Genomic DNA, 19,105 nt, shown 5'->3' with positions numbered 1-19,105 from the left:
CCGGCGACGTGGTAGGCGTCGTCATGACGGGCCGAGTGCGTGCGGGCGGTGTCCGCGGGGTTCGTCGCCGAGCGCACGTTGGCCGCGCTCGAGTCGTCAAGACCTCGGACGTAAGCGGGTGCTGCGGTGCCCGAACCGGCCAACACCTCGGGGTCGTCCGCGGTGACGGCTGTGGCAGGAAGTGCGGCAGCACTCCCGTGATCAGGGCGGAGGTCGCTGTTGCAGCCACCCGACGGATACGACGTCTCCCCATGACAAGCCCTCTCGGTGAGCGGATGAATCTCGGTGACGCCGATGCTTACGGTTGGCTACGGGCTGCGACAATGGCGCGGGACGGCGTAACCCTGTCATGGGCAGGAACTCGACAGTCCGGTCGGGAAGGCGGCCTCGGGGGGCACGGAATCGGACACATCGGAACGATGCCGGGGCGTAACGGAGGGGCGGGGAGCTGTGCTGGGGACGCTGGGGATGTCACAGGGCGGGGAGAGGGTCTACCGTGCGCTGGTGGCGGCCGGACCGCTCACCGCGAAGGGTGTGGCGGAGGGCTGCGGCGCCGAACTGCCGGAGGTCGTAATGGCGTTGAGGGCATTACGCCGCTCGGGGCTGGTCACCGTGCGACGCGCCCCGGGGAGCGACGACGTGTGGGAGCCCGCGCCGCCGTCCGTGGCGCTGGGCGCCTTGCTGGCGATACGTCAGGACGAACTGCGCAATCTCGCGGGCGAGATCACCGAGCTGGACGGTGCGTACCGGGAGGCGACCGGGCGGCGCAACGACGGCGGCGCGGTGGAGGTGCTGCACGGCCGCGACACGATCGCACACCGCTTCCTCCAGCTTCAGCAGGGCGCCCGCGACGAGTTGCTCTGTCTGATGAAGGGCCGGCCGGTGGCGGTGTCGTCCCGGGAGAACGACGCGGACGCGATGGCTCTGGCGCGCGGTGTGCGGGCCCGGCTGGTGGCCGACGAGGTGGCCGCGCACTGGGATCCGGACGAGGTGTACGACGGCATCGAGCAGGGTGTGGACGTCAGGATCAGCAAGGAGGTGCCGACCAAACTGCTGATCATCGACCGCGAGCGCGCCCTGCTGCCGCTGCACGACGACCCGGAGCGACTGCACGACCGGGCGGTGATCGTCCACGCCTCCGGGATCGTCAACGCCCTGGTGGGACTCTTCGAGCAGACCTGGGCACGTTCGCGGCCGATGCTCGCCGAGGCGCGCGGCGGCGACGACACGGCGGTGCTGGCGCTGATGCTCGGCGGGCTGACCGACGAGGCGATAGCGCAGCGGCTGGGCGCGTCTGCACGCACGGTTCAGCGCCGGATCAAGCGGCTGATGGTGCGGGCCGGGGCGACGACCCGTTTCCAGCTGGGCTGGTACGCGCGGGACATGGGCTGGATCACCGAACCGGACCACGCGTAGGAGGTCATCGCCTCCCGGGCAGGACGGGCCGCCTCCGAGGATCGCCCTGAGGCCGTCCGTCGGATCCCGCGCGGACGGCGCGGTCTCCTGAGGGCATGGGGCCGTCGTCCGCCCGGACCCCTTCTCCAGCAGCCGTCGCTCGGCGCCTTCGGGCAGATCCTGAGGGCGTCCCACGACAGCAGCGCACCCGGCATGCAGACGTCCGCGCAGGACGCCCGTATTCCGGGTGCGGCTGAGAAAGCGGCGGAATCAGTCGGTGAGGTTGACCGAACGGGCCGAGGTCGCGCCGATCTCCTCGGCGATCTCGCTGAGGACCGTCTGCGGGACGTTGTCGTCGACGGTGAGCACGACCAACGCCTCGCCGCCCGCGGCCGCGCGCGAGACCTGCATGCCAGCGATGTTCAGCCCGGCCTCGCCGAGGATCTTGCCGACCGTGCCGACGACGCCGGGACGGTCCTCGTAGCGAAGGACGACCATGTGGTCGGCGAGCGCCAGGTCCACATCGTGCTCACCGATCGCGACGATCTTCTGAAGGTGCTTGGGCCCGGCCAGCGTACCGGAGACCGCGACCTCCTCGCCGTCGGCGAGCGTGCCGCGGACGGTCACCACATTGCGGTGGTCCGGCGACTCGGAGCTGGTGGTGAGGCGGACCTCGACACCGCGCTCCTGCGCGAAGAGCGGGGCGTTGACATACGACACGGTCTCGTCGACGACGTCCTCGAAGACACCCTTGAGCGCGGAGAGCTCGAGCACCTTGACGTCGTGCTGGGTGATCTCGCCGTACACCTCGACATCGAGGCGGGCCGCGACCTCGCCCGCGAGCGCGGTGAAGATACGGCCGAGCTTCTCGGCGAGGGGCAGCCCGGGACGTACGTCCTCGGCGATGACGCCGCCCTGGACGTTGACCGCGTCCGGCACGAGCTCACCGGCCAGCGCGAGGCGCACCGACTTGGCGACCGCGATGCCCGCCTTCTCCTGGGCCTCGTCGGTGGAGGCGCCGAGATGCGGAGTGCAGACGACCTGGTCGAACTGGAACAGCGGGGAGTCCGTGCAGGGCTCCTTCGTGTACACGTCCAGACCGGCGCCGGCGACGCGGCCCTCCTTGAGGGCGGAGGCGAGCGCCTCCTCGTCGACGATGCCACCGCGCGCGGCGTTGACGATCCGCACCGAGGGCTTCACCTTGTGCAGCGCCTCGTTGCCGATCAGACCGAGCGTCTCGGGGGTCTTGGGCAGGTGCACGGTGATGAAGTCGGAGACTTCGAGCAGCTCGTCCAGCGCGAGGAGCTTGACGCCCATCTGCGCGGCGCGGGCCGGCTGCACGTAGGGGTCGTACGCGACGATCTTCATGCCGAAGGCCGACATGCGCTGCGCGACCAGGACACCGATGCGGCCGAGGCCGACGACACCGAGGGTCTTCTCGCTCAGCTCGACGCCGGTGTACTTGGAGCGCTTCCACTCGCCGTTCTTGAGGGCGGTGTTGGCCTGGGGGATGTTGCGCGCGGTGGCGACGAGCAGTCCGCAGGCCAGCTCGGCGGCGGTGACGATGTTGGAGGTCGGGGCGTTGACGACCATCACACCGGCCTTGGTGGCCGCGGACACGTCGACATTGTCCAGACCGACGCCCGCGCGGGCGACGACCCTCAGCTTCTTCGCGGTGGCGATGGCCTCGGCGTCGACCTTGGTGGCGGAACGCACCAGGATGGCGTCGACATCGGCGATCGCGGGGAGGAGCTCGGCGCGGTCCGCGCCGTTGCAGTGCCGGATGTCGAAGTCCGGGCCCAGGGCGTCAACCGTGGCAGGCGACAGCTCTTCAGCAATGAGTACGACAGGTTTCGAGCTCACGTGAGTCCTCACAGGTCCAGTGCGGACGGCCGTCCCGACGGCCGCAGGCGGTGGAGGTGCTTGCCGCGTGGAAGACGCACGACACTGTGGGCCTGACGCGTGTATGTGGAGAAGTGTAGTCATGCGCGAGGGCGCATTCTGCGCCCCGTTGGAAGGATCACCCACACGGGGCTGGACGACTACTTGTACACACGTACGACGCCGCTTCTTCCAGCGGTGTTGCGACGGATACGCCGCGGGGCGGGTCCGAAGACCCGCCCCGCGGCGAAGGACTTACGCGTCCTCGTCGTTGACCCAGCTCATGAGCTTGCGCAGCTCACGGCCGGTGGTCTCCAGCAGGTGGTCGCTGTCGGCCTTCTTGTACTCGTTGTACCTGGGCAGACCGTTGTGGTACTCGGCCATCCAGTTCTTCGCGAAGGTGCCGTCCTGGATCTCGGCGAGGACCTTCTTCATCTCGGCCTTGGTGGCGTCCGTGATGATCCGCGGGCCGGTGACGTAGTCGCCCCACTCGGCGGTCTCCGAGATGGACCAGCGCATCTTCTCCAGGCCGCCCTCGTACATGAGGTCGACGATGAGCTTCAGCTCGTGGAGGCACTCGAAGTACGCGATCTCCGGCTGGTACCCGGCCTCGGTCAGGGTCTCGAAACCGGCCTTGACCAGAGCGGCGGTGCCACCGCAGAGGACGGCCTGCTCACCGAACAGGTCGGTCTCGGTCTCCTCGGTGAAGGTCGTCTTGATGACGCCGGCGCGGGTACCGCCGATGCCCTTCGCGTACGAGAGGGCGAGCGCCAGGCCGTTGCCCGAGGCGTCCTGCTCGACGGCCACGATGCACGGGACGCCGCGGCCCTCCTCGTACTGACGGCGGACGAGGTGGCCCGGCCCCTTCGGGGCGACCATGCAGACGTCGACGTTGGCCGGCGGCTTGATGAAGTCGAACCGGATGTTCAGACCGTGGCCGAAGAACAGCGCGTCGCCGTCCTTGAGGTTGTCCTTGATGGACTCCTCGTAGACCTGGGCCTGGATCGGGTCCGGGACGAGGATCATGATGACGTCGGCCTCCGCGGCGGCCTCCGACGGGGTCACCACGCGCAGGCCCTGCTCCTCGGCCTTGGCCTTGGACTTGGAGCCCTCGTGCAGACCCACCCGGACGTCGACACCCGAGTCACGCAGCGACAGCGCGTGGGCGTGGCCCTGGCTGCCGTAGCCGATGACCGCGACCTTGCGGCCCTGGATGATGGACAGGTCGGCATCGTCGTCGTAGAACAGCTCGGCCACTGGGTCTTCTCCTTGGTGTGCAGGTGTTGCGTCCCACCGTACGGCGGGGTGCGTCATAAACGTTCTCGGGTCTCGCCATGCGAGCGGCGAGGGGGTGGCGGCTAGGCCGTACGGTCGAGTGCGCGCAGGGAACGGTCGGTGATCGAGCGCGCACCGCGCCCTATGGCGATGGTGCCGGACTGGACGAGCTCCTTGATGCCGTACTGCTCCAGCATCTTGAGCATGGCCTCCAGCTTGTCGGCGCCGCCGGTCGCCTCGATCGTGACGGCCTCCGGAGAGACGTCCACGGTCTTGGCGCGGAACAGCTGAACGATCTCGACGATCTGGGAGCGGGTCTCGTTGTCGGCGCGGACCTTCACCAGGACGAGCTCACGCTGGATCGCAGCGGAGGGCTCGAGTTCGACGATCTTCAGTACGTTGACCAGCTTGTTGAGCTGCTTGGTCACCTGCTCGAGCGGCAGGTCCTCGACATTCACGACGATGGTGATGCGGGAGATGTCGGGATGCTCGGTGGTACCGACCGCGAGGGAGTCGATATTGAAGCCGCGGCGGGAGAACAGGGCCGTGATCCGGGCGAGGACACCGGGCTTGTTCTCGACCAGGACGGAGAGCGTGTGCTTGCTGGACATGGAGTCGGTCTCTCTCTGTCTCTCAGTCGTCTTCGTTGTCGCCGAAGTCGGGGCGGACGCCGCGGGCGGCCATGACCTCGTCGTTGGAGGTGCCGGCGGCGACCATCGGCCAGACCATGGCGTCCTCGTGGACGATGAAGTCGATCACGACGGGGCGGTCGTTGATGGAGTTGGCCTCGGCGATGACCTTGTCCAGGTCGGCCGGGTCCTCGCAGCGGATCGCGTGGCAGCCCATGGCCTCGGACAGCTTGACGAAGTCCGGGACCCGGGTGCCCTTCGCCGGGGTGCCCTCGGTGTCGGCGCCGGAGTGCAGCACGGTGTTGGAGTACCGCTGGTTGTAGAACAGGGTCTGCCACTGGCGGACCATCCCGAGCGCGCCGTTGTTGATGATCGCGACCTTGATCGGGATGTTGTTGAGCGCGCAGGTGGTCAGTTCCTGATTGGTCATCTGGAAGCAGCCGTCGCCGTCGATCGCCCAGACCGTACGGTCCGGCATGCCGGCCTTCGCGCCCATCGCGGCCGGGACCGCGTAGCCCATCGTTCCGGCGCCGCCGGAGTTCAGCCAGGTGGCGGGCTTCTCGTACTGGATGAAGTGCGAGGCCCACATCTGGTGCTGGCCGACGCCCGCCGCGAAGATCGTGTCCTCGGGGGCGAGCTCGCCGATGCGCTGGATGACCTGCTGCGGCGAGAGGCTGCCGTCCTCCGGCAGGTCGTAGCCGACCGGGTAGGTCTCGCGCCAGCGGTTGAGGTCCTTCCACCAGGCGGAGTAGTCGCCGACGTGACCGTCGGCGTGCTCCGCCTGGACCGCCTGGACGAGGTCGGCGATGACCTCGCGGGCGTCACCGACGATCGGCACGTCGGCGACGCGGTTCTTGCCGATCTCCGCCGGGTCGATGTCGGCGTGGACGATCTTTGCGTACGGAGCGAAGCTGTCCAGCTTGCCGGTGACGCGGTCGTCGAAACGGGCTCCGAGGGCGACGATCAGGTCGGCCTTCTGCAGCGCGGTGACGGCGGTGACCGCACCGTGCATGCCCGGCATTCCCACGTGCAGCGGGTGGCTGTCGGGGAACGAACCGAGCGCCATCAGGGTGGTGGTGACGGGCGCTCCGGTGAGCTCGGCGAGCACCTTCAGCTCGGCGGTGGCCCCGGCCTTCATGACGCCACCGCCGACGTACAGCACCGGGCGTTTGGCCTGGGTGATGAGCTTGGCGGCCTCGCGGATCTGCTTGGCGTGCGGCTTGGTGACCGGGCGGTAGCCGGGCAGGTCCTGGGTCGGCGGCCAGCTGAACGTGGTCCGCGCCTGCAGGGCGTCCTTGGCGATGTCGACGAGGACGGGGCCCGGACGGCCGGTGGAGGCGATGTGGAAGGCCTCGGCGATCGTGTGCGGGATGTCCTCGGCGCGGGTGACCAGGAAGTTGTGCTTGGTGACCGGCATCGTGATGCCGCAGATGTCGGCTTCCTGGAAGGCGTCCGTACCGATCGCCTTCGAGGCGACCTGACCGGTGATCGCGACCAGCGGGACGGAGTCCATGTGCGCGTCGGCGATCGGGGTGACCAGGTTGGTGGCGCCGGGGCCCGAGGTGGCCATGCAGACACCGACCTTGCCGGTGGCCTGCGCGTAGCCGGTGGCGGCGTGGCCCGCGCCCTGCTCGTGGCGGACCAGCACATGACGGACCCGGGTGGAGTCCATCATCGGGTCGTACGCCGGAAGGATGGCGCCGCCGGGAATGCCGAATACCGTGTCGGCCCCCACCTCCTCAAGAGACCGGATGAGGGACTGCGCACCCGTGACGTGCTCAACGGTGGCGGGGGACGATCCGCCGCTACGGGCCCGCGGCTGGGGATGGTGGGCCCCGGTGGCCTGCTCGGTCATCGGCATTCTCTTCTCGAAGCTGAGGGTTTTTGCGGGGTTTTGAGGTGTGCCAGTACAACAAAAAACCCCTCGTGCCATGAGGCAAGCGAGGGGAGCGCGCCGGTGTGGTCCGCAGAGTGTCAATGAGGGACTCTGCTTCAGCCGACGCGCTTTCCAAGTACGAGAATTCGGGTGCGCATGGCATTGACCTTCCCTCCGACGCGCCCGACGTGTCAAGTGGGTGGGACGGGCGTCTCACCATGTGAGCCGCTGAGGAGTGGGATCGAGCCGCCTGCCAGGACGGGCTGTGCGACCGGACCACCGGGCACCGGGAACTCACCACGGGCCAGTGCGCGGCGCAGCCGGTACTCGTCCAGAGGCCCGGAGAAGGCCATTCCCTGCCCGTGTGTACAGCCCATGGCCCGCAGCGCGAGGACCTGCTCCGGCACGTCGAGCCCGTCGGCCACGGACTGCAGACCGAGGTCGCAGGCGATCCTCAGCAGCCCGCTGGTGATCTTGTGCAGCCGGGCCGATTCCACCACGCCCTCGACGAGACCGCGGTCCAGTTTCAGGACGTCGATGGGGAGCCGGCGCAGCGCGTTGATCGCGGCGTAACCGCTGCCGAAGCCGTCGAGCGCGATCCGCACGCCGAGCCGCCGCAGCGCGACGAGGCGCTGTTCGAGCTCGTCGAAGGGGATCCGCGGATCACTGTCGGAGACCTCGATCATCAGCGCCCCTGACGGCAGGCTGTAGCGGGTGAGAAGGGCCTCGACGGAGCCGAACGGCATCGCCTTGTCCAGCAGTCTGCGGGCGGAGAGCCGGACGGCCACGGAGACGTGGTGTCCGGCCCCGGCCCGGTCCGCGGCCTGCTCGACGGCCTCCTCGAGGAGCCACCTGCCGAGCTCGGCGGTGCGGTCGCTGTCCTCGGCGACGCGGAGGAACTCGGCGGGGGTGAACAGGATGCCCTGGGCGGAGCGCCAGCGGGCCTGCGCGGCGACGGCGGCGACATTGCCGGTGGCGAGATGGATCACGGGCTGGTGGAGCAGGGCGAACTCGCCGTCCCGCAGGGCGGTGCGCAGCCGGGCCGCGAGCTCGGAGCGGTGTACCACTTCGGCCTGCATCTGCGGGGCGTACAGCTCGACGCGGTCCTTGCCGCCCGCCTTGGCCCGGTACATGGCGAGGTCGGCATTGCGCATGAGGTCGGTGGGGGTGATGGCGGGCTCGGCGAAGGCGACGCCGATGGAGGCGGCGACGCGGACCTCGCCGCCGCCGATCCGGTAGGGCTGGGAGAGCGTGAGGCGCAGCCGGTCGGCGATCTCGTGGACCTGGCACTCACGCGCCGACTGGTCGCGGGTGCCGTCGCCGAGGATCAGCGCCGCGAACTCGTCGCCGCCGAGGCGGGCGGCGGTGTCCCCCGCCCGTACGGACTCCTGGAGGCGGCGGGCGGCCTGGATGAGCAGCTCGTCGCCCGCCTGATGGCCCAGCCGGTCGTTGACCGCCTTGAAGCCGTCGAGGTCGATGAAGAGCACTGCGGTGCCGGGGTCGCCGGAACGGCGGCCACCGATGGCCTGCCGGACCCGATCGGTGAACAGGGCGCGGTTGGGCAGGTCGGTGAGCGGGTCGTGCTCGGCGTTGTGCTGCAGCTGGGCCTGGAGCCGGACGCGTTCGGTCACGTCCCGGCTGTTGAGGATCAGCCCGCCCTGGTGGCGGTTGACGGTGGACTCGACATTGAGCCAGTCACCGGTGCCGGACCTGAACCGGCACTCGATCCGGGTGGTGGGCTCCTCGCTGGGCGGGGCGGCCAGAAACCGCCGCACCTCGTGGACCACGCGCCCCAGGTCCTCGGGGTGGATGATCGAGGCGAGTTCGGCGCCGATCAGGTCGTCGGCCTCGCGCCCGTACACCCCGGAGGCGGCGGGGCTGACGTACCGGAGTATGCCGGTGGGTGCGGCGATCATGATGACATCGCTGGAGCCCTGGACCAGGGAGCGGAAGTGGTTCTCCTTCTGTGCCAGCTCCTGGGTGAGAGCGATGTTGTCGACGAGCATGATGCCCTGCCGGACGACCAGGGCGAGTACCACCGTGCAGCCGGTGAACACCACCACGCGGTCCACCCTGCGGCCCTCGATGACGTTGTAGAGGATACCGAGGGTGCAGACGGCGGCGGCGAGATACGGCGTCAGGGCGGCCAGCGATCCGGCGATGGGGCGGCTGGTGGAACGCGCGGCGGTGCGCTGGTGGACAGCGTTGTCCGACGCCCGGTTCGCACCCCAGGGGGCGTACGCGAGGAGCAGCGACCCGGCGAACCAGCCGGCGTCCAGCAACTGGCCGGAGTGGTAGGTCTGGCGGAGCAGCGGCGAGGTGAAGAGCGCGTCCGACAGGACGGTCAGGGCGAGGGCGGCAATGGCCGTGTTCACCGCGGAGCGGTTGACGGCGGACCGCCGGAAGTGCAGGGCGAGGACCATGGAGACCAGCACGATGTCGAGCAGCGGATAGGCCAACGAGAGCGCCACACGGGCCACGCTCGTCCCCCCGGTGTCCGCGAGGTGCGCGGTGTGGGCGAGGGCGAGGCTCCAGGACAGGGTCAGGAGCGATCCGCCGATCAGCCAGGAGTCCAGTACGAGACAGACCCAGCCGGCCCGGGTGACGGGGCGTTTGGCGAGGACGAGCAGTCCGACGATCGCGGGCGGGGCGAAGCAGAGGTAGAAGACGTCGGCGAGGGACGGGGTGGGCACCGGGAGCCCGAGCACGACCTCGTACCACCCCCAGACGGCGTTTCCCCCGGCGGCCATCAGCGAGGAGAGCGAGAACAGCAGCCAGGCGGGCCGGAAGCGGTTCTCCGCGGCGCGCGCGTAGAGGAAGCAGGAGACAGCAGCGATCAGGGCGGCACCGCTGAGGCCGAAGTCGCCCATGACGAGTGCCAGTTCGGGCGAGCCCCAGCCCAGGGCCGCCCCCACGGCGTAACCACCGCAGACGAGGCCGAGGAGGAGCTGCGAGACCAGGCCGGAGGCCCCGCCGGCGGTCGGCTGCCGGGAGAGGAGCGCCCCGAGCGCGCTCGCCGGGTCGTTCACCGGGGTGCCCCCGATGTCATCGGATGGGCGCGGGCCCGGCGGGGCGGCCGGCCCGGCGGTCGACGGCGACCGCCCTGTCGCGTCGGATCGTTCGTCCATCGGCCGTACATCGTCCGTCGCCCCCCTCGCGTTCCGCTGCCACCCCGGTGCCGCCCCTTCCACAACGCAGCCCCCCACCCGGGACGATACACCAGACCCGTCACACAGCGACATAGTCCCTCTACTCTCCGTGACGATCTGGGGAGTTGTCGACGCGGTGTGCTGTGGAACGGATCCACACCGTGGTCAGCCGGTGGTGAGTACGACGTTCTGCACCGGCTCCCCCGCTGCGAACCGGGTGAGCTGGCCGGCCAGCAGGCGCCCGGCACGCGGCAGGAATGCCGAAGTGCTGCCTCCCACATGCGGCGTGATCAGGACGTTCGGAGCATGCCAGAGGGGATGGCCGGCGGGCAGCGGTTCGGGGTCGGTGACATCGAGGGCGGCGCGGAGCCGGCCGGACTCGAGTTCGGACAGCAGGGCCTTGGTGTCCACGACGCCGCCGCGCGCGACGTTCACGAGCAGCGCGCCGTCCGCCATCGCGGCCAGGAAGTCGGCGCCCACCAGCCCTTGCGTGGAGGCGTTCAGCGGAGTGGACAGGACGACGATGTCGGCCTCGGGCAGCAGTGCGGGCAGGTCGTCGAGCGTGTGCACGGGACCGCGCGCAGTTGTCCGTGCGGAGCGCGCGACGCGCGCCACCCGCGCACACTCGAAGGGTGCGAGCCGGTCCTCGATGGCGGCGCCGATCGATCCGTACCCCACGATCAGTACGGACTTGTCCGCAAGCGCCGGGTAGAAACCGGAACGCCACTCCTCCTTGTCCTGTCCGTGGACGAATCCGGGGAAGCCGCGCAGCGAGGCAAGGATCAGGGCGAGGGTGAGCTCCGCCGTCGAGGCCTCGTGGACCCCCTTGGCGTTGCACAGCCGCACCCCGGCGGGCAACTGGCCGAGCCCCGGCTGGACGTGGTCGATGCCCGCGGAGAGCGTCTGCACGACCTGCACGGCCCTCATCCCGGCGAGCGGGCGGACCGCGATCTCCAGGCCCTTCATGTAGGGAACAACGTAGAAGGCGCAGTCAGCGGGATCGGCGGGGAAGTCCTGCGCGCCGTCCCAGAACCGGTAGTTGAGACCCTGGGGGAGCCCTTCGATCTCGTCGGCCGGAATCGGCAGCCATACGTCGGGAGTCTTCGTAGAAGTCATGGTCAGGAGGCTATGCGAAGCCCGGCGGGCGGCAGAGGTTACTTTTGGGTGCGGTGCGGTCCCCTGACGGCGGGGCCGAGTGCCCCGCCGGGCGGGGTACCAAGGAGGGTTCGGGGAGTTGGAGCGCAGGAGTCTCGGGGCGGCGGCGCTCGCCGTGGGCGCGGTCGGGCTCGGCTGCATGCCGATGAGCTGGGCGTACAGCGCGTCGCAGCAGCGTGGTGACCGTGCGTTGCGGACGGTGCACGCCGCGCTCGACGCGGGTGTCGACCTGCTCGACACGGCCGACATGTACGGCCCCTTCACGAATGAGCTCCTGATCGGCAGGGCGCTGAAGGGGCGCCGGGACGAGGCGTTCGTCTCCACCAAGTGCGGGCTGCTGGTGGGCGATCAGCACATCGTGGCCAATGGCCGTCCCGGCTATGTGCGCCGGGCCTGTGACGCGTCGCTGCGCCGGCTGCAGACCGATGTGATCGATCTGTACCACCTGCACCGGGCCGACCCCGAGGTGCCGGTGGAGGAGACCTGGGGGGCGATGGCGGAGCTGGTCACCGCGGGGAAGGTGCGGGCGCTCGGGCTGAGTGCGGTCGGGGCGCGGGCCTCGCGCCGGCCGGGGGCGCGGATGCACGACGGAACGATCCGGCAGCTGGAGCGGGTGCAGCAGGTCTTTCCGGTGAGCGCGGTCCAGGCGGAACTCTCGGTATGGTCGCCGGAGGCGCTGGACACGCTGCTGCCGTGGTGCGAGGCGCGGGGTGTGGGCCTCTTGGCCGCGATGCCGCTGGGGAACGGCTACCTGACGGGCACGCTGACGCCGGGCCAGGGTTTCGAGCCGGACGATCTGCGGGCCAGGCATCCGCGGTTCACGGCCGAGATGATGGCGGCCAACCAGCCGCTGGTGGTGGGGCTGCGCCGGATCGCCGGGCGGCACGGAGCGACTCCGGCCCAGGTGGCGCTGGCCTGGGTGCTGCGACAGGGCCCGCATGTGGTGCCGGTGCCGGGCACGAAGCGGGAGCAGTGGGCGGTGGAGAACGCGGGGGCGGCCGGGCTGGAGCTGACGGCCCAGGATCTGGCCGAGATCGCGCGGTTGCCGCGGGCGCGGGGGTCGTGGGACTGAGGGCGGGGGGTGCGGGCCTCGCACCCGCCGAGAAAGTTCGTGGGCTTGCGGAACCCGGGACCGGGCTGCGGTGTAGGAACAGTAGTCAGGCAGCCGTCGAAGGGACCGGTGCTGTGCGCATTGCTGTATTCGGATCGCCGAGAACCCCTGCGGGACACCCGCTCATCCGCCGGGGCGCACGTTTCGCGGCAGTGGCCGCGTTGGCCGCGGGCTCGCTGCTGCTGTCCGCGGGGTGCTCGTCGAACGGCGACTCGGGAAACACACAGGCCCGCACCTCGAGCGCACCCGTCACGGCGCCCTCCTCGCCGTCCTCCTCACCATCCTCCTCGCCACCGACGGCGAAGGGCTCGGTGAAGGTGGTGTCGACGCTGACGGAAGGGCTCGCTTCTCCCTGGGGGCTGGCGGAGCTGCCGGGCGGCGATCTGCTGGTGTCCTCGCGCGACGAGAGAACGATCACCCGGATCGACGGCAGTACCGGGAAGCAGACGCTGCTGGGCACCGTGCCCGGCGTGTCGCCCGCCGGGGAGGGCGGGCTGCTGGGGATCGCGGTCTCCCCGGCGTTCGGCACGGACCATCTGCTGTACGCGTACTTCACGACCGCGTCCGACAACCGCATCGCCCGCATGCGGTACGACGGGACCGGCAAGGCTCCCGGCCGGCAGTTGGGTGCACCGCACACGATCCTGCTGGGCATCCCCAAGGGCTACATCCACAACGGCGGCCGTATCGCCTTCGGCCCGGACGGCATGCTGTACGCGGGCACGGGCGAGACAGGGCAGAAAAGGGAGCTCTCACAGGACAAGAAGTCCCTGGCGGGCAAGATCCTGCGGATGACCCCGGACGGCAGACCGGCACCGGGCAACCCCGTGCCCGGCTCGCTGATGTATTCGTACGGGCACCGCAATGTGCAGGGCCTGGCCTGGGACGGGCAGAAACGGCTGTGGGCGTCCGAATTCGGGCAGGACACCTGGGACGAGCTGAATCAGATCGTGCCCGGCGGGAATTACGGCTGGCCGACTTACGAGGGCAAGGTGGGCAAGAAGGGTTTTGTCGACCCCGTGGCACAGTGGAGACCGTCCGAGGCATCGCCCAGCGGGATCGCCTTCGCCCAGGGCTCGATCTGGATGGCGACCCTGCGTGGTGAGCGGCTCTGGAGGATTCCGCTGTCCGGCAACCCGGGCAAGGAACCCCTGGCGGCCCCCCAGTCGTTTCTGCAAGGGAAGTACGGCCGTCTGCGCACGGTGCTCGCAGCGGGCGGCGGCGACAGACTCTGGCTGGCCACGAGCAACACGGACACCCGCGGCACCCCGAAACCGGGAGACGACAGAGTCCTGGTGCTCCAGGTGCGGTAGCGGCGACAGCAGGCGAAAGGGTGCGATCCGGTGTTCAACTTCTTCGAGGAACTCTTCGCCCCAGGCCGCAAGCACGCCGCGGAGGAACAGAAGCGACTGGAACTGACCCGGGTGGACCTGAACACGGGCGACCCCGCCCGCGGCCCGATTGACCTGGCTTCGGGAAAGGTGACGGTGCGCGTCCCCGGTCGGGAGGACACCCCATCAGCCCCACCAACCCCGCGGCAGAGCCCAGCGGACACCGAGGCCCTCTCCAACCCTTCGAGCCCGTCCGGCGATTGAGGACGGGACGGTCACTGTGCGGCCCCGGTGCCCACTCACCGCGCCGGCCCCGCCCCCTCGCTAAGGATTGCCCCGGTACAGGCGGAGACGGTGCGCCAGGGCCGCAGCCTCTCCACGGCTGGAGACGCCGAGCTTTGCAAGGATGTTCGAGACGTGCACGCTGGCGGTCTTGGGCGAGATGTACAGCTCCTCGGCAATCCGCCGGTTCGTATACCCCGCAGCGACAAGCCGGTGCACGTCCTGCTCGCGCCTCGTCAGCCCGAACGACTCCACTGCCGCGGCGGCCGCGTCCTGGAGCAGGTCCTCGGAGTGCTCCCGCTCCGCGGCCCCGTCCATGGAACCCGCCTCGGCCGGGACGGTGACGGCGATCGGGATCTCGTCGGCGGAGGGGGCGAGCGTGATGCGCGCGCGTCCGGCCAGCAGCTCGATGGTCTCGGTCAGCGGGCGCGCACCGAGCCGTTCGGCGATGCTGTGGGCGTCGCGCAGGAGACCGGCCGCCGTGGCACGGTCACCGGACGCGACGAGGATGGCCTCCGCCCAGCGGTGGTGGACCTGGGCCTGTTCGTACGGGCGGGAGAGGGGGGCGAAGGCGGCGGCCGCGCGGGACCAGTGGTCGGGGGTGTCGGCGCCTTCGGCCCGGGCCAGCTCGGCGTTGATCAGCAGACCGTACGCGGCCCAGACCGGGACGAACATGGGCAGCTGTCCCAGGTGCTTGCGGATGAGGGCGAGGACCGCAGGCCGGCCGGGCTCCGTGGCGGGCAGCCCGCGGGCGTCCGCCTCCGCCGCGGCGGCGGTATGGAGGAGCGGCAGTGCGTACCGCTGGGTACCGGGCGGGAAACCCAGCTCCGCCTGTGCCTCGAAGGCGGCCCGCGCCTCCAGCAGGCGCCCCTGCTGCACGGCCAGGGTCATGACATGACGAACGGGATTGATGAGGTGCTGGGGCTGCGGGTCGCGTGAACCGAAGTGCCGCTGAGTCAGAGCGAGCTGGATCTCGGCCTCGGCGAAGTCGCCGCGGGCGAGGGCCAGCTCGGTGCGGCGCGCGGCCACGAGGCCCTGCGCCTTGCGGGACTGGGCGGTGCGGGCCGCCGCATCCGTGATCGCCCGGCTCTCGTCCCAGTGGCCGAGGGAGAAGTACGACGTCGCCTGGTTGGTGCGGACCCACGCCTCGATGTCGGCGACACCGTGGCTGTGGCAGACCTCGATGCCGTGGTCCGCGGCGGCGACCGCTTCCAGGGAGCGGCCCATGGCTTCGAGCGTCGAGGGGAGGTTGATGCTGGCGCGGCCCATGATGCCCACGAGGTGTAGTTCATCGGCCCGGTCGCGGACGGCGTACATCTCGGCGATGCCCTCGTCGACACCGCCCGCATCGGCGGTCAGCCAGCCGCGGGTGAGCCGGGCGTGAAGCTCGATGTACTCGTCGCCGACGAGCTGCGCGTACTCCACGGCCCGGTCGACTGCGGCGAGCGTCTCCGCGCCGGGGCGGTGCATGGCACCCCATCCGGCCACGCTCATGAGGACATCGGCGTGGACGGCGGACGGGGGCAGGCCACGGACCAGGTCCTGGGCGATGGCCAGTTCCTGCCAGCCGTCGCCCCGGGTGAGGTCCTGCATCAGCCGGGAGCGCTGCACCCAGAACCAGGCGGCCCGGAGCGGATCGGGGTCGTCGTCCAGGACCCGCATGGCCTTCTTGGAGATGGCGAGGGCGCGTTCGCGTTCGCCGCCGAAGCGGGCGGCAACCGTGGCTTCGGCCATCAGGTCGAGATAACGGAGCGGGGTGGTCTCGGGGTCGCAGCCACAGGCCGGGTAGACCTCTGCGTAGTCGATGGGGCGCAGGGTGCGGCGTATCTCGTCGGGGACGTCGTCCCACAGTTCCATCGCGCGTTCCAACAGCCGGAGTTGCTCGGTGAAGGCGTAGCGGCGGCGGGCCTCGACGGAGGCCTTCAGTACGGCGGGGAGGGCCTTGGCCGGATCGTGGGCGCCGTACCAGTAGCTCGCCAGGCGCGTGGCGCGTTCGCCCGTGCGGACGAGCGTGGGGTCGGCTTCCAGGGCTTCGGCGTAGCGGCGGTTGAGGCGCGAGCGTTCGCCGGGCAGCAGGTCGTCGCTGACGGCTTCGCGGACCAGCGAGTGCCGGAAGCGGTAGCCGTTGCCCTCCGGAGTGGTGAGCAGCAGGTTGGCGCCGACGGCTTCTCGCAGCGCCTCGATGAGTTCGTCCTCGGCAAGCCCGCAGACGGCGGCCAGCAGTTCGTACTCGACGGTGGAGCCGCCCTCGGCGATGATCCGGGCGATCTTCTGGGCGTCCTCGGAGAGCGCTTCGACGCGGACGAGCAGGAGGTCGCGGAGCGAGTCGGAGAGTCCTGCGCTGTCGCCGCACTCCAGGCTGCAGGCGAGCTCTTCGACGAAGAAGGCGTTGCCGTCGGAGCGTTCGAAGATCTCGTCCACGAGGGCGGGTTCGGGGGTGGCCGCGAGGATGCCGGTCAGCTGACGGCGGACCTCGGCGTGGTTGAACCGGGCGAGTTCGATCCGGCGGACGGTGCGGAGGCGGTCCAGTTCGGCAAGGAGGGGGCGCAGGGGGTGGCGGCGGTGGATGTCGTCGGCCCGGTAGGTGCCGATGACGACAAGACGGCCGCTGCGCAGCGTGCGGAAGAGGTAGGCGAGGAGGTGCCGGGTGGAGGCGTCGGCCCAGTGCAGGTCCTCCAGGACGAGAACGACGGGCCGGTCCGCGGAGATGCGTTCCAGCAGCCGGGCGGTGAGCTCGAAGAGGCGTGCTGTGCCGTGCTCGTCGGTGGCGTCCCGGTCGGCCTCGCCGAGTTCGGGCAGGAGCCGGGCCAGTTCACCTTCCTGCCCGGCGCAGGCTGCGGTCATCTCGTCGGGCAGGGTGCGGCGCAGGGCGCGCAGGGCCGTGGAGAACGGGGCGTACGGCAGCCCGTCGGCGCCGATCTCCACACAGCCGCCGACGGCGACGACTGCCTCGCGGCGGCCGGCCGCGATCAGGAATTCCTCGACCAGCCGCGTCTTGCCGACGCCGGCCTCGCCACCGATGAGCAGCGCCTGTGGCTCTCCGCCGGGCGCCCCGACGCTGTCGGGGTGTCCGGCGGTGGCGCGGGCGAGCGCATCGGTGAGCGAGGTGAGTTCGCCTGCGCGACCGACGAACACGGGACTGACAGACCTGGTCTCCACGTCGCCGAGCATCGCACATGGGTGCGACACCGTGACGGCGGGAAGGTACTCGGCGCTCATCGCACGCCTGTTACGCGGCGTGGACGAACCGGTTCCGGAGCGAACTCACCGCCCCCTCGTCCTCCTTGCGTCCGGACCGGCGAGCGGCGCGGCGGTCCCGGCGGACCTGCTGGAGGACACGCTCGCGCTCGGCCCGGTGCAGGAGTTCGGCTTCCCTGATCTTGTGGAGGTCGTACGCGTACATGTGGTTCTCCTGGATATCGACGGCCTGTGCGGCCTGGTGGAGGGGCAGTTGGTGCGACGGGCCCGGTTCCGCCGGGCTCGTTCTCTGCCGTGCCTCTACTTTCGTCTTCCAGGGGGTGCCGCCGCATCGGGCGAGTTCCGCATCTCCGTGGGGCGGGGGCCTTAGCCGCGCGCGGCAGGTGCCGCATCCGGACCAAGGCCCCCCGTGCGGATGCCTTAGGGCACCGCTGATCGGTGCGTACTGCCGATCGACCATCCCTGGCGGCGGCCCGATCGACTGTCTCTAGCCGGCGGCGGCGCTCGCGGTCGGCAGGGCGACGATGAGGTCGAAGTACATGCCGACGGAGATCAGTACGCCGAGGGCACCGAGTGCGATTCCGGCGGTCGCCACGGCGCGGACCCAGCCCGGCTGCGGGTCCCGGGCGGGTGCGCCGAAGGCCGGGCGGACCAGGGCGAAGACGCCGACCAGCAGGGCGAGGAGCGCGAAGAGGCCGTTGACGAGGGCGGTGGCGTGCCAGGCGTCGCCGTAGATCTCGGAGATCTGCTGGGCCACGGAGCCACCGGAGGCGGTCTTCATCTGGCCCAGCAGGGTCTCCCGCTCGGCGGCGACCCGGCCGGACCATGCCCCGGTGAGGCCGACGACGCCGAGGCCGGCGGCGACGACGGCCGCGGCGGCCGCGGCGAGCCCGGACGGCGCACGGTCGATGTCGTCATCCTTCGTATCGAAGTCGAGGTTCGCGTCGGCGTCGGCATCGGCATCGGCATCGGCATCGGCATCGGCACTGTTCCCGTCGAGACCGTCGGCGTCGCCCGGCGCCCGCCCGCCCTCGGCTTCGCCCTCCACCTCGTCGGACACATCCGACGCACCCGACGCGTCCTTCACAAGGGTCGTGGGTGTCGCATCGGTGGCTTCGGGCGCCTCGGCGGTAGGAGCTTCGGTGGTCTTGGACGTCGTGGGGTTCATGCGCCGCACGCTAGGCGGCCCGGATGAGAACCCTCTTAACGTCCACGGCGGTCAGGAGCGGACCCGTCCCGGGCAGCAGTCCCGTCTCAGCCCCGCTGAGCGCGCCACTCAGGTGCCAGCACGGACCAGATCTCCGAGTCGTGCCGCGTCCCCCGGTACGGGTAGCTCTCGCGGAGCACCCCGTCGCGCGTCATACCGAGCCGCTTCGCGACGGCGACACTGCGGGTGTTGGCGGAGGACGCCACCCACTCCACGCGGTGCATCCCGCGCTCCTCGACCGCCCAGTCGATCAGCTTCCGCACCGACCTGGTCACCAGACCGCGCCCCTCTCCCGCGGACTCCAGCCAGCAGCCGACCTCGCAGTTCCCCGACTCGGTGTCGAAGATCCGGAAGAGGACGCCGCCGACGAGCGTGCCGTCCAGCCAGATGCCGTACAGCCGGCCCGTGTCGGCCGCCTGCTTGTCGGCGTACCGCTGCAGCAGGGCGCGCGCCGACGCGAGATCGGTGGCGAAGGCAGCGAACGGGATCCACGGGTCGACGAGCTCGCGGGCCCGGTCGATGTGGGCGAGGAACTCCTCCGCCTGCCAGACCTCCAGAGGGCGCAGTTCCGCACCGTCGTCACCCAGGGATACCGCGAACATCGTGCTCCTTCAGC

General features: G+C 70.4%; 14 protein-coding genes. 4 read left to right on the top strand and 10 right to left on the bottom strand.

The window, feature by feature from the left end; all coding sequences use genetic code 11:
• Window positions 1–468 precede the first annotated feature (468 nt).
• Window positions 469–1,416 (top strand): helix-turn-helix domain-containing protein, encoded by a 948-nt coding sequence (locus AB0I23_RS02075; RefSeq protein WP_359105994.1) that lies wholly within the window; start codon window positions 469–471, stop codon window positions 1,414–1,416.
• 249 nt (window positions 1,417–1,665) lie between these two features.
• Here AB0I23_RS02075 and serA read toward each other — a convergent pair whose 3' ends face one another.
• The 6 genes from serA to AB0I23_RS02045 form a co-directional block, all read right to left on the bottom strand.
• Entirely contained in the window at window positions 1,666–3,258 is a 1,593-nt protein-coding gene (gene serA / locus AB0I23_RS02070; protein ID WP_359105992.1) for a phosphoglycerate dehydrogenase, read from the bottom strand.
• A 273-nt stretch (window positions 3,259–3,531) separates the two neighbouring features.
• Window positions 3,532–4,533, bottom strand: coding sequence for a ketol-acid reductoisomerase (gene ilvC / locus AB0I23_RS02065; protein ID WP_359105990.1), 1,002 nt, complete (start codon window positions 4,531–4,533; stop codon window positions 3,532–3,534).
• A 101-nt stretch (window positions 4,534–4,634) separates the two neighbouring features.
• On the bottom strand, window positions 4,635–5,162 hold the full coding sequence (gene ilvN / locus AB0I23_RS02060) for an acetolactate synthase small subunit (protein WP_266981212.1): 528 nt from the start codon (window positions 5,160–5,162) through the stop codon (window positions 4,635–4,637).
• A gap of 22 nt (window positions 5,163–5,184) precedes the next feature.
• A complete protein-coding gene (locus tag AB0I23_RS02055) occupies window positions 5,185–7,041 on the bottom strand; it encodes an acetolactate synthase large subunit (protein ID WP_359105988.1) in 1,857 nt (618 codons plus the stop codon).
• A 206-nt stretch (window positions 7,042–7,247) separates the two neighbouring features.
• On the bottom strand, window positions 7,248–10,184 hold the full coding sequence (locus AB0I23_RS02050) for a putative bifunctional diguanylate cyclase/phosphodiesterase (RefSeq protein ID WP_436846859.1): 2,937 nt from the start codon (window positions 10,182–10,184) through the stop codon (window positions 7,248–7,250).
• Between the two features lie 186 nt (window positions 10,185–10,370).
• The gene (locus AB0I23_RS02045; RefSeq protein WP_359105987.1) at window positions 10,371–11,321 is read right to left on the bottom strand and encodes a 2-hydroxyacid dehydrogenase; all 951 of its coding nucleotides are present in this window, start codon (window positions 11,319–11,321) and stop codon (window positions 10,371–10,373) included.
• 154 nt (window positions 11,322–11,475) lie between these two features.
• Here AB0I23_RS02045 and AB0I23_RS02040 point away from each other — a divergent pair, with 154 nt between their 5' ends.
• From AB0I23_RS02040 to AB0I23_RS02030, 3 genes are all read left to right on the top strand, one after another.
• On the top strand, window positions 11,476–12,432 hold the full coding sequence (locus tag AB0I23_RS02040) for an aldo/keto reductase (protein WP_359106245.1): 957 nt from the start codon (window positions 11,476–11,478) through the stop codon (window positions 12,430–12,432).
• 191 nt (window positions 12,433–12,623) lie between these two features.
• Complete coding sequence (locus AB0I23_RS02035) at window positions 12,624–13,784, top strand: PQQ-dependent sugar dehydrogenase (protein ID WP_359105985.1); 1,161 nt, start codon at window positions 12,624–12,626, stop codon at window positions 13,782–13,784.
• Window positions 13,785–13,814: 30 nt separating this feature from the next.
• Entirely contained in the window at window positions 13,815–14,066 is a 252-nt protein-coding gene (locus AB0I23_RS02030; protein ID WP_359105983.1) for a DUF6191 domain-containing protein, read from the top strand.
• 60 nt (window positions 14,067–14,126) lie between these two features.
• On the opposite strand, the gene AB0I23_RS02025 is transcribed toward AB0I23_RS02030, so the two are convergent.
• From AB0I23_RS02025 to AB0I23_RS02010, 4 genes are all read right to left on the bottom strand, one after another.
• On the bottom strand, window positions 14,127–17,255 hold the full coding sequence (locus AB0I23_RS02025; protein ID WP_359106243.1) for a helix-turn-helix transcriptional regulator: 3,129 nt from the start codon (window positions 17,253–17,255) through the stop codon (window positions 14,127–14,129).
• Window positions 17,256–17,313: 58 nt separating this feature from the next.
• A complete protein-coding gene (locus AB0I23_RS02020) occupies window positions 17,314–17,487 on the bottom strand; it encodes a hypothetical protein (protein ID WP_359105981.1) in 174 nt (57 codons plus the stop codon).
• A gap of 282 nt (window positions 17,488–17,769) precedes the next feature.
• The gene (locus AB0I23_RS02015; protein ID WP_359105980.1) at window positions 17,770–18,450 is read right to left on the bottom strand and encodes a hypothetical protein; all 681 of its coding nucleotides are present in this window, start codon (window positions 18,448–18,450) and stop codon (window positions 17,770–17,772) included.
• Between the two features lie 86 nt (window positions 18,451–18,536).
• Window positions 18,537–19,091: a GNAT family N-acetyltransferase gene (locus AB0I23_RS02010; protein ID WP_359105978.1), complete on the bottom strand. Its 555-nt coding sequence runs from the start codon at window positions 19,089–19,091 to the stop codon at window positions 18,537–18,539.
• Window positions 19,092–19,105: the final 14 nt, after the last annotated feature.

This window comes from Streptomyces atratus (genome assembly GCF_040655115.1).
Lineage (GTDB): Bacteria > Actinomycetota > Actinomycetes > Streptomycetales > Streptomycetaceae > Streptomyces > Streptomyces atratus_D.
The sequence above is the reverse complement of the archived record's forward strand: the minus strand, read 5'-3'. Positions and strand labels throughout refer to the sequence as shown.